We start from the raw sequence: 14,020 nt of genomic DNA, 5'->3' as shown, positions 1-14,020 counted from the left end.
CGCGGAGGGCATGGCCAGGGATAGTATGAAACGGTGAGGCTTAGTCCCGCACCGGCGGCGGTGCCAGCACGTCGCGCTGACCATTGCCACCCGGTGAGCTGACGATGCCCTGATTCTCCATCTGCTCGATGAGACGGGCGGCCCGGTTGTAACCAATCTTGAACTTGCGCTGGACGCTGGAGGTCGAGCCACGGCGGGACTCCACCACAAAGGCGACCGCTTCGTCGAACAGGGGGTCCAGCTCTTCATCGCCACCACCGCCGTATTCGCCGCTGCCACCTTCGCCACCCGACTCACCGGAGAGGATCTCCTCGATGTAGTTCGGCTCGCCACGCAGTTTCCAGTCCGCCACCACCTTGTGCACTTCGTGGTCATCGACGAAGGCACCGTGTACCCGGGTCGGGTTGGAGGTACCGGACGGCATGTAGAGCATGTCGCCCATGCCGAGCAGGGATTCGGCCCCGCCCTGATCGATGATGGTGCGCGAGTCGATCTTGCTCGACACCTGGAACGAAATACGGGTCGGGATGTTGGCCTTGATAAGGCCGGTAATCACATCCACCGACGGACGCTGGGTCGCCAGAATGAGGTGAATACCGGCCGCCCGCGCCTTCTGGGCGATACGGGCAATCAGCTCTTCCACCTTCTTGCCGACGATCATCATCATGTCGGCAAATTCGTCCACCACCACCACGATGTGGGGCAGTTTTTCCAGCTCCGGCGGCATCTGATCCATGGAGTCACCCGGACGCCACAGCGGGTCGAGCAGCGGCTCGCCCGCTTCGATAGCAGCCAGCACCTTGTCGTTGTAGCCCTTGAGGTTACGCACGCCAACTGCCGACATCAGTTTGTAACGGCGCTCCATCTCGCCCACGCACCAGCGCAGGGCGTTGGCGGCGTCCTTCATGTCGGTCACCACCTCGGTCAGCAGATGCGGGATCCCTTCATAGACCGAGAGTTCCAGCATCTTGGGGTCGATCATGATGAAGCGCAGGTCATCGGGGGATGACTTGTAGAGCATGGAGATGATCATGGTGTTCACCCCCACCGACTTACCGGAACCTGTGGTACCGGCCACCAGCAGGTGCGGCATCTTGGCCAGATTCACCACCACCGGCTCCCCGGCGATGTCCTGACCCAGGCCCATGGTAAGCGGGTTGCGGCTGTCGCGGAAGGCATCGCAGTCGAGGGTCTCGCGCAGGTAGACGGTCTGGCGCACCCGGTTAGGCAGCTCGATACCGACGAAGGTCTTGCCCGGGATAACCTCAACCACCCGCACACTGCTGGCAGAGAGGGAACGGGCCAGATCGCGCGAGAGGTTGGTGATCTTGCTCGCCTTCATGCCCGGCGCCAGATCCAGCTCGAAACGGGTGATGACCGGGCCCGGATAGACACCGACCACCTTGGCCTGCACGTTGTAGTCGGCGAGCTTGGCTTCCACCAGACGGCCCATGCGATCCAGCTCATCCTTGCTCATCATCTGGGTCTTGGCAGGCGGTCTGTCCAACAGCTCGATGCTTGGCAACGGGGGCATCGTTGATTGCGGACGACGCTTGGGCCTGCTCGGTGCCACGGCCACCGGTGCGGCGACCTCATCGTCCCCTTCAGCCCACGGCAGATCCAGATCGTCTTCATCATCGTCATCGGCCACAGCCAGTACCGGTTGACGGCGACCATTGGCTGCCGCCACCGCACGTTTGGGCTTGGCAGCCGGAGCCGGCTCGTCATCTTCATCATCAAACTGCGGGTCGAACTCGAAGGTATCGTCGTCGAGTTCCGGCAGCCACTCTTCGGCGGCGGCCTTCTGATCCTTGGCCTTGGGTCGGCGGGTCCAGCTGGTGTGCGGCTCATCTTCCTCATCATCAAACGCGATAGCACCTACCCCGCCTTCCAGCAAGGGATCCGGCCCCTCGTTGCGGGGTTGACGCCAGCCACCGGTCAGCCAGCGACCGAGGGTAGTAGGGAAGTGGTAAACGGCGCTGACCGAACCGGTACAGGCCGCGCCGATCTGCTCGACGATGGTGAGCCAGGACCAGCCGGTAAACAGGGTGATACCGGTTGCCACAAAGCAGAGCAGCATCAGGTTGGCCCCGACGCCGCCAAACAGCGGCACCACCGCGGAGGCGATCACATCCCCCACCAGACCACCGGCGGAGAAGTTCTGCATATCGTTGAAGTTCATGCTGGCAATGGCCGACATGCCGAGCACGGTCAGGATAAAGCCGATGATCCGCACCCCCAGGGTGAGGTAATCCACATCGAGCAGACGGCTCGGCCGCCAGAAGAGACTCCAGCCCAGCAGTACCACCAGCGGCGGCACCAGATAGGAGAAGGCACCAAAGGTAAACATGGTGATGTCGGCGAGCCAGGCACCGGCACTACCGGCGAGGTTCTTCACCTCCCCTTGCCAGGAGGTCTGGGACCAGCCGGGATCAGCGGGATGATAGGACAACAGGGCAAGCAGAAGATAAGCAGCCATCAGGGTGATGGCGATCAAGACGGCTTCGAAGATCCGTTGTGTACCTGATAAAGGAGTAAACAGCTTTTTATCGGCCAAACTCCGGCTCCTTTCTGAAAACATGTAATGCAGGAAATAAGGGGGCCTAGTATCCCCGAAAAGCCCACCGATTGTCAGCCAGAGCCTGATGGGACGGGGCCATATTTGCAATTATCTTTACAAGAAGAAACGAGCGGACCGGCCGCTCGTTTCTGGCTGTCATGGTGTCTCATATGGAAAAGAAACCACGGCATAACCTGCTTTATCGGGTGCTGATCACCAGACGACTGCTCTGCTTGACCTCTTCCATCACCACGTAGGTGCGGGTGTCATTGACACCGGGCAGACGCAGCAGGGTTTCCCCCAACAGACGGCGGTAAGCCGACATGTCGCTGACTCGGGTCTTGAGCAGGTAGTCAAAGTCACCGGAGACCAGATGACACTCCTGGATCTCTTCGAGTACCTGAACAGCCTTGTTGAACTGTTCAAATACATCAGGCGCCCCGCGATTGAGGGTTATCTCTACAAACACCAGCAGAGATGCGTCCAGATAATGAGGGTTCAGAATAGCGGCATATCCTTCGATATAACCTTGTCGCTCGAGGCGACGAACCCGTTCCAGACACGGTGTAGGACTCAGGCCAACTCGTTTGGACAACTCAACATTCGAAATCCTGCCATCCTTTTGCAGTTCATTAAGAATGTTGCGGTCAATCCTGTCCAAATCCTTTAGCCGACTCTTAGCTTCCATCATTTTATTCCATCCTTTGGCTATTTTTTGGTAAGAATCACCAGTCATTTTATAATTATGGTCACAAATCCTGTCAATACCTGAATATACTAGGCGCAAATGTTGGTTAACATTTTGGCAACATGAAACACCAATCTATAGACGAGGGATAGCATGATTATCGGTGTACCTAAAGAGATAAAAAACCATGAATACCGCGTAGGCATGGTTCCGGCCAGTGTACGTGAACTGACAGCACGAAACCATACTGTTTTCGTCCAAAGCGGTGCCGGAAACGGCATTGGCTTTAGCGATGCAGATTATATCGCTGTTGGCGCCGAAATTTTGGCCTCTGCAGCAGAGGTTTTCGCCAAAGCCGAGATGATCGTCAAGGTCAAGGAACCTCAGCCTGTCGAATGTGCCATGCTGCGTCCGGGTCAAACCCTGTTCACCTATCTGCATCTGGCGCCAGACTTGGCCCAGACCGAAGCTCTGCTGCAAAGCGGCGCCATCTGCATCGCCTATGAAACTGTCACCGACGGCCGTGGCGGCCTGCCCCTGCTGGCCCCCATGTCGGAAGTGGCCGGACGCATGTCTATTCAGGCGGGTGCCCAGGCGCTGGAAAAATCGCGCGGCGGGAGTGGGGTGCTGCTCGGCGGCGTACCCGGTGTCGAGCCGGCCAAGGTGGTGATCATCGGCGGCGGCGTGGTCGGCTCCAATGCAGCCCGCATGGCCATTGGCCTGCGTGCAGATGTTACCATCCTCGACAACAACGTCGATACCCTGCGCCGTCTCGATAACGAGTTCCAGGGCGCGGCCAAGGTGGTCTACTCCAACAGCGAGACCCTGGAGCGCCATCTGCTGGCCGCGGATCTGGTCATCGGCGGCGTGCTGGTGCCGGGTGCCACTGCGCCAAAACTTGTCAGCCGTGACCATATTGCGCGCATGAAGCCGGGCTCTGCCATCGTCGATGTGGCGATCGATCAGGGCGGCTGTGTGGAAACCTCCCACGCCACCACCCATGAAGATCCTACTTTTATCGTCGATGAGGTGGTGCACTACTGCGTTGCCAACATGCCGGGGGCGGTAGCCCGTACCTCGACCGTGGCGCTCAACAATGCCACCCTCCCCTTTATCATCAAGCTGGCACAACAAGGCTACCGCGACGCCCTGTTGTCAGACGTACACCTGCGTCATGGCCTCAACGTGATGAATGGCAAGCTGACTTGCAAGGAGGTAGCCGTGGCTCATGGCCTTGCCCATACGGATGCCCTGACCCTGCTGAACTGATCTGCGCTGGCCTGCGCCAGTCAACGATGAGTGAAAATCCGCCCGCGATGGGCGGTTTTTTTTATCCCTTTGTTTTGCGCTGTCACCGCTTGCGCACACGATTAGTGCAATCGACTCGCCAGCCTTTGACCGCGGATCACGAATTACCTACAATCGCGCAAACTCATCACATCCCGGAAATTACATCATGAGCCAAGTCACTCACAGCAAATTGCTGATCTTAGGGTCAGGCCCGGCCGGTTACACAGCGGCCGTCTACGCCGCCCGCGCCAACCTCAATCCCCTGCTCATCACCGGCATGCAACAAGGTGGTCAGCTGACCACCACCACCGAAGTGGAGAACTGGCCAGGTGATCCGGAAGGTCTGACCGGCCCGGCGCTGATGGAGCGTATGAAAGCCCATGCAGAGAAGTTCGATACCCGTATCCTGTTTGATCACATCAACAGTGTCGAACTGACCCAGCGCCCATTCCGCCTCAAAGGGGACAACGGCGAGTACACCTGCGATGCCCTGATCATCGCGACCGGCGCCTCCGCCAAGTATCTGGGCCTTCCTTCCGAAGAGGCCTTCAAGGGCCGCGGTGTCTCCGCCTGTGCGACCTGTGACGGTTTCTTCTACCGCAATCAGGAAGTGGCGGTGATCGGTGGCGGTAACACCGCAGTGGAAGAGGCCCTCTATCTGGCCAACATCGCCAAGAAGGTGCACCTGATCCACCGCCGCGACGAGTTCCGTGCCGAAAAGATCCTGATCAAGCGTCTGCACGACAAGGTCGCGAGCGGCAACATCGTGTTGCACACCCACCAGACTCTGGACGAAGTGCTGGGGGATCAGATGGGGGTCACCGGTGTGCGCCTGCGCAACACTCAGGACAACAGCACCAGCGAGCTGCCGCTGATGGGCGTCTTCATCGCCATCGGCCACCAGCCCAATACCCAGATCTTCGATGGCCAGCTGGAGATGCAAAACGGCTATCTGAAAGTACGTGGCGGGCTGGACGGTTTTGCCACCCAGACCAGCATTGAAGGGGTGTTTGCCGCCGGTGACGTGGCCGACCACAACTACCGTCAGGCCATCACCTCGGCCGGTACCGGCTGCATGGCAGCCCTCGATGCCGAGCGTTATCTCGACGCACAATAAACGCGCGCAAGATGTGATATAAGGCATACCAGTCGGTATGCCTTTTTTCATTTAAGGAGTCTAATGAAACAGAAGATATTGATTGTCGAAGATAGCCTGACCATTCGCCGTATGCTCACTCAGGCCATTGCCCAGCAGACTGGCCTCGAGATTGACGCCTTCGATACCCTCGAAGGTGCCCGTCACTGCCGGGGCGAGGAGTATGTGGTCGCACTGGTGGACTTGACCTTGCCGGATGCTCCCCGTGGCGAGGCGGTGAACGAGCTGCTGGAGCGGGGTTTGCCGGTGGTGATCCTCACTGCCGACATCAGCGAGGATAAACGTGCCGCCTGGCTGGAAACCGGCGTGCTGGACTATGTGATGAAGGATTCGCGCCACTCGCTGCAATATGCCGTCAGTCTGGTGCACCGCCTCTATCTCAACCAGTCCATCGAAGTGCTGGTGGTCGATGACTCACGCACCTCCCGCCACCGCACCATGGCCCAGTTGCGCAAACAGCTGTTGCAGGTGCATGAGGCAAGCCATGCCCGTGAAGCGATGGCGATGCTGGAGCAGCACCCGGCCATTCGACTGGCACTGGTCGACTACTACATGCCGGATATCGATGGCATCAGTCTGGTGAGGATGCTGAGAGAGCGTTACAGCAAGCAGCAACTCGCGATCATCGGGATCTCGGTCTCGGACAAGCGCGGTCTCTCTGCTCGCTACCTCAAGCAGGGCGCCAACGACTTTCTCAACCAGCCGTTCGAGCCAGAAGAGCTGCAGTGCCGGGTCAGCCACAATCTGGAAGCGCTCGAACAGTTCAACAGCATTCAGGAGTCAGCCAATCGTGACTACCTGACCGGTCTCTACAACCGGCGTTACTGGTTCAACGAAGGGCAAAAATGGTTTGAAGAGCATCAACGCCAGCAGACACAACTCGCACTCTGTGTGCTCGATGTGGATCACTTCAAGCAGGTCAACGATCACTGGGGCCATGCCATCGGCGATCAACTGCTCTGCCACCTGACCCGGCTACTGACCCAGTTCTTCCCCGATGCCATGATCGCCCGCTTTGGCGGAGAGGAATTTGCCATGATGGTGCCTCACTGCACCGTCCCCGTGTTGATCAAGCGTCTTGAAGGGCTGCGTCAGCAGCTGCGCCAGCAACCCCTGTCACCGGAGACCCCGCTGTTTGTGCGCGCCAGTTACGGCGTGATCAGCGTCGGGCGGGTATCCATGGACGAGGCGCTGAGCGAAGCAGACCGGCTGCTTTATCAGGCAAAGAACACCGGTCGCGACAAGATAGTCTCTCAAGAGACGGCTATCTGAATCCTCAGGGCATCAGTCCCGTGTATTACCGCCCGACAGACTTTCCAGCAGGAGAGTCTGCGGGTTCATTTCCTGCCACAGTCTCCCCATCACCATGACTATCGAAAGTCAGTAAGTCTTGTCGACCCGCACCCCATCATCGAAATAGAGAATGCGCACCTTGTCCCCATTGGCAAAGACCATGGCGGGATCATAATCCTGGATCACGTTGATAAGGGCATTTTGCTCGTTGCGGATCAACAGCTCCACCAGCTTGTTTTCCACCACGGTTTCCCCGGACTGGTATTGCTGCGCAGCTGCAGCTCCCGCGAGCGCGCCGACGGCGGTGGCGATTTCACGGCCATGACCGCCGCCAAACTGGTTGCCAAGCAGGCCGCCCAGCACGGCACCGCCCAACGTCTTCCAGCCAGAGTGCTCGGACTCCAGGATCTGGCGCTGAGTAATATTGCGCACCGTTTCGACCTGGCCAAACACCACCTGATTGACCGGCCGCGCGGTATTGCGCTGGTAGACTTCTGCCCCGGCGGGCGCCGTGACAAAGCAGAGCAAGCTGGATACTATCAGGATAATGGCCTTCATCTATGAACCTCGTCGCCTTATGTCTCGCTATCTTACCCAACTGGATGATGAGCTTTGCTGGTTTCCCGACCCCAGCCATGCGCTGGAAGAGCCCAACGGCTTGCTGGCGATCGGCGGAGATCTCTCCCCGGCCAGATTGCTGGCAGCTTACCACAAGGGGATCTTCCCGTGGAATGAACCCCACCAGCCGACCCTGTGGTGGTCACCGGATCCCCGCGGGGTGATCCGTCCAGACCAACTCCATGTGGGGCGGACATTGCAGAAGATTATCCGCCGTACCCCATTCGATATTTCCGTCAATCGCGCCTTTAATGAAGTCATCACCGCCTGCGCCGCCCCTCGTCGCACCGCTGATGGCACCTGGATCAGCCAACCCATGATCGAGGCCTACCAGCAACTGCACCGGCTGGGTCATGCCCACTCTATCGAGATCTGGCAGGAGGGAGAACTGCAAGCGGGACTGTATGGCCTCTCTATCGGCCGACTGTTTTGCGGTGAATCCATGTTCAGCCGCATCGATAACGGCGCCAAGCTGGCCATGGTGGCACTCTGTCGCCACTTCGTCCGCCATCGCGGCGCCCTCATCGATTGCCAGATGCAAAACCCGTTTCTGGCGACCCTGGGTATCGAGGAATGGCCAAGAGCCCGTTTTCTGGCCGAGCTGGCGCGCCTTGGCCATCAACCACTGTTGGCTTCCTGCTGGCAAGAGGGAGAGATCAGCTTATGACTGAAGAAGTGATCCTCAAGGTTGGGCTGACCCCCAAGCATCCTTGCAGCTATCTGGATCATGAGCAGGAACAGTTGCTGGTGCTGATGGATCACAATCTGCTCAACGCCAACGGCTACGAGCGATTGTTGACAGCCGGTTTTCGCCGCAGTGGCAATGACATCTATCGTCCCCACTGCCCGGCGTGCCATGCCTGCCAATCCCTTCGTATTCACAGCGAACGCTTTCGTCCCAGCCGCGGCCAGAAGCGGATCCGCCAGCTCAACAAAGATATCGAGCTCGTCCTGAGCTACGATGACAAGCCCGAGTATTACCTGCTCTACGAACGCTATATCCGCGAACGCCATCACGATGGCAGCATGTATCCCCCCAACCGCAGCCAGTATCGCGGTTTTCTCCATTGTGACTGGATGCCGCCGCTCTATCTGGAGATGCGCAAGGAGGGCCGTCTTATCGGCGTGGCCACCACAGACCTGCTGCCCCACTCCCTCAGCGCCATGTACACCTTCTTCGATCCGGACTATGCCGATCGCTCCCTGGGCACTTTTGCGATCCTCTGCCAGCTTGATCTGGCCAGGCGAACCGGGCGAAGCTGGCTCTATCTTGGCTACCTGGTGGAGGCGTGCCGCAAGATGAATTACAAGCGCAATTACCTCCCTCACGAGCTGTTAATTCAGGGGGAATGGAAAAATATCGACACCAAGCCCGAGTAAACTTTACACATAGCCTTAAATCCGGCATGATCCAGCGGTTTTTTGTTGTGGCTTATCAAGAGGATTCAATGGCTAAAGAAGACAGTATTGAGATGCAGGGCACTATTCTCGAAACCCTGCCCAATACCATGTTCCGTGTGGAACTGGAGAATGGTCACGTGGTTATCGCTCATATTTCAGGCAAGATGCGCAAAAACTACATTCGTATCCTGACTGGAGACAAAGTAACGGTAGCACTGACTCCCTACGATCTCTCCAAGGGACGTATTGTTTTCCGCTCTCGCTAAGCCAGGAATTCAGCAAAAAACCCCAACCTGTCGGTTGGGGTTTTTTGTCGTTTTCTGATCACTGACGCTTAGTGGGAAACAGCTTCAACATTGACCTGAAAATCAAAGCTGAGGCTGTCATTTACCAACTCAACCTTCACTATCCCCCCGTCAACCAGTGAACCGAACAGGATCTCGTTGGCCAGGGGTTTCTTGAGGTGCTCCTGGATCACCCGACCCATCGGTCTGGCACCCATGGCTCTGTCATATCCCTTCTCTGCCAACCAGTGGCGGGCACGCTCGGACACCTCGAGAGAGACTCCCTTCGCATCCAGTTGAACCTGCAACTCGACAATGAACTTGTCGACCACCTGATGGATCACCGTCATATCGAGATGGTTGAACCAGATGGTGTGATCAAGCCGGTTACGAAACTCCGGACTGAAGGTCTTGTTGATCACCGCCATGGCATCGTGGCTCAAATCCTGTTGCTGGAAGCCAATCGACTTGCGCTGGGTCTCCTGAACGCCAGCGTTAGTGGTCATCACCAGAATGACATTACGAAAATCCGCCTTGCGCCCGTTGTTATCGGTCAGGGTACCGTTGTCCATCACCTGCAACAGCAGGTTGAACACATCCGGGTGAGCCTTCTCAATCTCGTCGAGCAACACCACCGAGTGGGGATGCTTGATCACCGCATCGGTCAGCAAACCACCCTGTTCAAAACCGACGTAGCCGGGAGGCGCGCCAATCAGGCGAGATACGGTATGGCGTTCCATGTACTCGGACATATCAAAGCGCAGCATCTCGACACCCAATGCTTTGCCCAACTGCTGGGTCACCTCTGTTTTACCGACACCGGTGGGGCCAGCAAACAGGAAGCAGCCAACCGGGCGACGCTCGTTGCCAAGGCCCGAGCGTGACAGGCGGATCGCATCAGCCAGCACCTCAATGGCCTTGTCCTGACCAAAGACCACCATCTTGAGATTGCGCTCCAGGTGCTTCAGCACCTCTTTATCAGAGGAGGAGACTGATTTCTCCGGAATACGGGCAATCTTGGCAACGATGGACTCAATCTCCTGCACATTGATCACTTTCTTGCGCTTGCTCGCTGGCAGCAACCGTTGACCGGCACCGGCCTCATCGATCACGTCGATCGCCTTGTCGGGCAAGTGACGATCATTGATGTACTTGGCAGAGAGCTCGGCAGCCGCCCGGATCGCCTTGGCGGTGTAGCGCACGCCGTGGTGAGCCTCGTAGCGGCTCTTGAGCCCCATCAGAATACGCGTGGTGTCATCGATAGTCGGCTCGACAATATCGATCTTCTGGAAGCGACGCGCCAACGCACGGTCTTTCTCGAAGATCTGGGCATACTCCTGATAGGTGGTGGATCCCACACAGCGAAGCAAACCATTGGAGAGCAGCGGCTTGATCAGGTTGGCCGCATCCAGCTGACCACCAGATGCCGCACCGGCACCGATGATGGTATGGATCTCGTCGATAAAGAGGATCGCCCCTTCCTGACGTTCAATCTGCTTGAGCAGTACCTTGAGGCGCTTCTCGAAATCACCACGGTATTTGGTACCCGCCAGCAGAGAACCCATATCCAGCGAATAGATGGTGCTGCCCGCAATCACCTCGGGCACATCACCCTTGACGATGCGATAGGCAAGCCCTTCGGCAATGGCAGTTTTGCCCACGCCAGCTTCACCCACCAACAGCGGGTTGTTCTTGCGACGGCGACAGAGCACTTGAATGGTGCGGTTGAGCTCCTGATCACGGCCAATCAGTGGATCGATGCGCCCTTCCAGCACCAGCTGGTTCAGGTTGGTGGCAAAGCTCTCGATCTGGGCGGCCGAGACATCATCATCAGACTCGGGATTGTTATTGCTGCCGAGATCCGGCTTGTTATCCTTGCGCACCCCGTGGGAGAGGAAATTGACGACGTCGAGACGGCTGATCTCGGCTTTTTTCAGGAAATAGGCAGCTTGTGACTCCTGCTCACTGAAGATAGCGACCAGCACGTTGGCGCCGCTGACTTCGGTATTGCCGGAGGATTGCACATGGAAGACGGCACGCTGCAACACGCGCTGGAAGCCCAGTGTCGGCTGGGTTTCACGATCTTCATCATCGCGCGGAATGAGTGGAGTAGTTTGGGTGATAAATGCGCGGATCTCCTTGCGCATCTGCTCGACATCGGCACCACAGGAGCTCAGCGCCTCATGGGCTGAACTGTTATCCAGAAGGGCTAACAACAGGTGCTCGACAGTCATGAATTCGTGGCGCTCGTCACGGGCCAGTTTGAACGCCTCGTTCAGCGTCTTTTCTAGATCTTTATTCAACATAGGCACCTCCCCTAGTACAGCTACAATGTGGTGTCACACTCGCCATCAAGTCATCAGATTCAAGCCTTTTCCATAGTACAGAGCAGTGGATGTTCATTGTTACGTGCATAGGTGTTGACCTGGACAACCTTGGTTTCGGCGATCTCTGCAGTAAACATGCCGCAGACACCCTTACCACTATAATGCACACTCAGCATGACCTGAGTCGCCTTGTCCAAATCCATACCAAAGAACTTTTGCAGCACCTCCACCACAAACTCCATCGGCGTATAGTCATCGTTGTTCAACACAACCTTATACATGGGTGGCGGCTGCAGCTTGGTTTTCTCTGCTTCTGCAATCTCTTCATTAGCAAAGAGTTCTTTCTGCTTGCTCATAATCGCGCTTTGGTACCTCTAGATTACTACCGTCTAACACAAGGTTGTCAATAGACTTGTTAACCAGATCACATCAGCTGTTAACAACTTCTTGACTCGCTCAAAAGTTGGACTAGATTGGTTACTTGCTAATCTGTGCCCGTCTGCTACGGGCTCATGTCCCTAGTTATAAAGGGCTGGCGCAGGTTACTCAACGACTTCTGGGTAATCAATAAAAGGATGTAGAAGTATGGCAACCGGCACAGTTAAGTGGTTTAACAACGCAAAAGGATTTGGGTTTATCTGTCCGGAAGGGGGCGGTGAGGATATCTTCGCTCACTACTCCACGATTCAAATGGAGGGCTACAAGACCCTGAAAGCGGGTCAGGCCGTCAATTTTGAACTGCAACAGGGGCCGAAAGGAAATCACGCTTCTGTGATTGTGCCAAACGAAGCACAAAATATGTAAATAACACCCGTTGGATAAATAAAAAACCGGTTCCTCTTTGAGCAACCGGTTTTTTATTGTCAGATTTCTGGCGCGTCCTGCCTCCTCACGGGATCACAGGGTTATCGCCAGTCACGATCAGTCGTGATATTCACTGCAGGCGATCAGGGTATTTTCCATCAGGCTGGCTACCGTCATCGGGCCCACGCCACCGGGTACCGGGGTAATGAAAGAAGCATGGCTGCGCGCCGTCTCAAACTCCACATCGCCGACCAGTGAACCATCAGCCAGGCGGTTGATACCCACATCGATCACCAGCGCGCCCGGTTTGATCCACTCGCCCGGAATGAAGTTGGGCTTGCCGACCGCAACAACCAGCAGATCGGCACGGCGTACCTGATCTTCCAGATCCCGGGTAAAGCGGTGACAAGTCGTGGTCGTGCAGCCCGCCAGCAGCAATTCGAGGGTCATGGGACGCCCCACTATATTGGACGCTCCCACCACGACCGCATGCAGACCATGCGTCTTCACGCCGGTGGTCTCAATCAGCGTCATGATCCCTTTCGGGGTGCAGGGGCGCAGCGCCGGAATACGTTGGGCCAGACGGCCTACGTTATAGGGGTGGAAACCGTCAACATCCTTGTCAGGCTGGATCCGCTCCAGCACCTGAGTGGTATCGAAGTGATCCGGCAACGGCAACTGAACCAGAATGCCATCTACGTGGCTATCTTCATTCAGCTGGTCGATCAGCGCCAGCAGATCTTCCTGACTGGCAGTTGCACTCAGGTCATAGGAACGGGAGAGAAAACCCACCTCCTCACACGCCCGGCGTTTGCTGCCGACATAGACCTGAGAGGCCGGATCCGCCCCCACCAGAATGACTGCCAGCCCTGGAGCCCGTTTCCCTGCCGCCAACCGCTGTTGGACTTGCGCCGCGACCTGGCTGCGAATCGTTTGCGCAACCTGTTTTCCATCTATGATTTTGGCAGACATCGTTCTCCACTCACCATGTGTTCAACTGCCGCGCATTGTCGCATTTTTTTAGCCGGGGTGTTAGCGGCAGACGCACGCCAGGCCTGTAGCGGGCAATAAGTAGGCACTTGAATTTACTGGGGGAAAAATACGTTGACGCTGGCCCGTACGCTTGGCTATGATGCCCGCCCGTTGCCCAGTACGACGCTTGTCGCTATGCTGGTCAGGGATTTTCGGTGATTAGCGCAGTCCGGTAGCGCATCTGGTTTGGGACCAGAGGGTCAAAGGTTCGAATCCTTTATCACCGACCATGTTCATCGACTCGTCGTCAAGACGTGTTGATACCGAGCGCCCTTAGCTCAGTCGGATAGAGCAACGGCCTTCTAAGCCGTGGGTCGCAGGTTCGAATCCTGCAGGGCGCGCCATTTAAAATGTGTTTTAAATCATTGAGTTATTGACGAAGAGTGTGACTTATCGTCCATTCGGCAGATTATCTCAAGATGACCTTGGCCACGCCTTGGCAGACACAAAATGGCGATGATTTCAGTGGTGGCTGTAGCTCAGTTGGTAGAGTCCCGGATTGTGATTCCGGTTGTCGTGGGTTCGAGCCCCATCAGCCACCCCATTATTTCTCTGTTGTTGCTATCT

General features: G+C 56.9%; 13 protein-coding genes and 3 tRNA genes. 10 read left to right on the top strand and 6 right to left on the bottom strand.

What is annotated here, in order from left to right; genetic code table 11:
* Positions 1–40: 40 nt before the first annotated feature.
* Together PG888_RS11390 and lrp are read right to left on the bottom strand one after the other, a co-directional pair.
* The gene (locus PG888_RS11390) at positions 41–2,557 is read right to left on the bottom strand and encodes a DNA translocase FtsK (RefSeq protein ID WP_042657884.1); all 2,517 of its coding nucleotides are present in this window, start codon (positions 2,555–2,557) and stop codon (positions 41–43) included.
* Between the two features lie 202 nt (positions 2,558–2,759).
* A complete protein-coding gene (gene lrp / locus PG888_RS11385) occupies positions 2,760–3,251 on the bottom strand; it encodes a leucine-responsive transcriptional regulator Lrp (RefSeq protein WP_005300047.1) in 492 nt (163 codons plus the stop codon).
* 150 nt (positions 3,252–3,401) lie between these two features.
* On the opposite strand from lrp, the gene ald reads away from it, so the two are divergent.
* The 3 genes from ald (at position 3,402) to PG888_RS11370 (ending at position 6,966) form a co-directional block, all read left to right on the top strand.
* On the top strand, positions 3,402–4,517 hold the full coding sequence (ald, locus tag PG888_RS11380; RefSeq protein ID WP_042657883.1) for an alanine dehydrogenase: 1,116 nt from the start codon (positions 3,402–3,404) through the stop codon (positions 4,515–4,517).
* A gap of 187 nt (positions 4,518–4,704) precedes the next feature.
* Complete coding sequence (gene trxB, locus PG888_RS11375; RefSeq protein ID WP_042062225.1) at positions 4,705–5,655, top strand: thioredoxin-disulfide reductase; 951 nt, start codon at positions 4,705–4,707, stop codon at positions 5,653–5,655.
* Positions 5,656–5,718: 63 nt separating this feature from the next.
* Positions 5,719–6,966, top strand: a complete 1,248-nt coding sequence (locus PG888_RS11370) for a diguanylate cyclase (protein WP_182932480.1) — start codon at positions 5,719–5,721, stop codon at positions 6,964–6,966.
* 108 nt (positions 6,967–7,074) lie between these two features.
* On the opposite strand, the gene PG888_RS11365 is transcribed toward PG888_RS11370, so the two are convergent.
* Positions 7,075–7,545 carry a glycine zipper 2TM domain-containing protein gene (locus PG888_RS11365; RefSeq protein WP_182937644.1) on the bottom strand — a complete coding sequence of 157 codons (471 nt, stop codon included), beginning with the start codon at positions 7,543–7,545 and terminating at the stop codon, positions 7,075–7,077.
* Between the two features lie 19 nt (positions 7,546–7,564).
* On the opposite strand from PG888_RS11365, the gene aat reads away from it, so the two are divergent.
* The 3 genes from aat to infA all read left to right on the top strand — a co-directional run bounded on the left by aat (position 7,565) and on the right by infA (position 9,272).
* The gene (aat, locus tag PG888_RS11360) at positions 7,565–8,272 is read left to right on the top strand and encodes a leucyl/phenylalanyl-tRNA--protein transferase (RefSeq protein WP_042062222.1); all 708 of its coding nucleotides are present in this window, start codon (positions 7,565–7,567) and stop codon (positions 8,270–8,272) included.
* Positions 8,269–8,985: an arginyltransferase gene (locus PG888_RS11355; RefSeq protein WP_042062220.1), complete on the top strand. Its 717-nt coding sequence runs from the start codon at positions 8,269–8,271 to the stop codon at positions 8,983–8,985. The genes aat and PG888_RS11355 overlap by 4 nt, the downstream gene beginning before the upstream one ends.
* A 68-nt stretch (positions 8,986–9,053) precedes the next feature.
* Positions 9,054–9,272 carry a translation initiation factor IF-1 gene (infA, locus tag PG888_RS11350; RefSeq protein ID WP_005300033.1) on the top strand — a complete coding sequence of 73 codons (219 nt, stop codon included), beginning with the start codon at positions 9,054–9,056 and terminating at the stop codon, positions 9,270–9,272.
* A 68-nt stretch (positions 9,273–9,340) separates the two neighbouring features.
* Here the strand turns inward: infA and clpA are convergent, their stop codons facing one another.
* Together clpA and clpS are read right to left on the bottom strand one after the other, a co-directional pair.
* Entirely contained in the window at positions 9,341–11,596 is a 2,256-nt protein-coding gene (clpA, locus tag PG888_RS11345) for an ATP-dependent Clp protease ATP-binding subunit ClpA (RefSeq protein WP_042657877.1), read from the bottom strand.
* A 59-nt stretch (positions 11,597–11,655) separates the two neighbouring features.
* Positions 11,656–11,973, bottom strand: coding sequence for an ATP-dependent Clp protease adapter ClpS (gene clpS, locus PG888_RS11340; RefSeq protein ID WP_005337111.1), 318 nt, complete (start codon positions 11,971–11,973; stop codon positions 11,656–11,658).
* A 229-nt stretch (positions 11,974–12,202) separates the two neighbouring features.
* Between clpS and cspD the strand changes: the two genes are divergently transcribed.
* Complete coding sequence (gene cspD, locus PG888_RS11335; protein ID WP_005300025.1) at positions 12,203–12,421, top strand: cold shock-like protein CspD; 219 nt, start codon at positions 12,203–12,205, stop codon at positions 12,419–12,421.
* Positions 12,422–12,538: 117 nt separating this feature from the next.
* Here cspD and folD read toward each other — a convergent pair whose 3' ends face one another.
* Entirely contained in the window at positions 12,539–13,393 is an 855-nt protein-coding gene (gene folD, locus PG888_RS11330; RefSeq protein WP_182937645.1) for a bifunctional methylenetetrahydrofolate dehydrogenase/methenyltetrahydrofolate cyclohydrolase FolD, read from the bottom strand.
* Positions 13,394–13,606: 213 nt separating this feature from the next.
* On the opposite strand from folD, the gene PG888_RS11325 reads away from it, so the two are divergent.
* The 3 genes from PG888_RS11325 (at position 13,607) to PG888_RS11315 (ending at position 13,997) form a co-directional block, all read left to right on the top strand.
* Positions 13,607–13,683: transfer RNA gene (locus tag PG888_RS11325), tRNA-Pro, on the top strand.
* A 37-nt stretch (positions 13,684–13,720) separates the two neighbouring features.
* Positions 13,721–13,797 (top strand) — tRNA-Arg (locus PG888_RS11320).
* Positions 13,798–13,921: 124 nt separating this feature from the next.
* Positions 13,922–13,997: transfer RNA gene (locus PG888_RS11315), tRNA-His, on the top strand.
* The last annotated feature ends 23 nt before the right edge of the window (positions 13,998–14,020 follow it).

Origin of the sequence: Aeromonas sp. QDB23 (assembly GCF_027707745.1) — a bacterium.
In the GTDB taxonomy this organism is placed as follows: domain Bacteria; phylum Pseudomonadota; class Gammaproteobacteria; order Enterobacterales; family Aeromonadaceae; genus Aeromonas; species Aeromonas allosaccharophila.
This window is presented reverse-complemented; position numbering and strand designations above follow the sequence as displayed.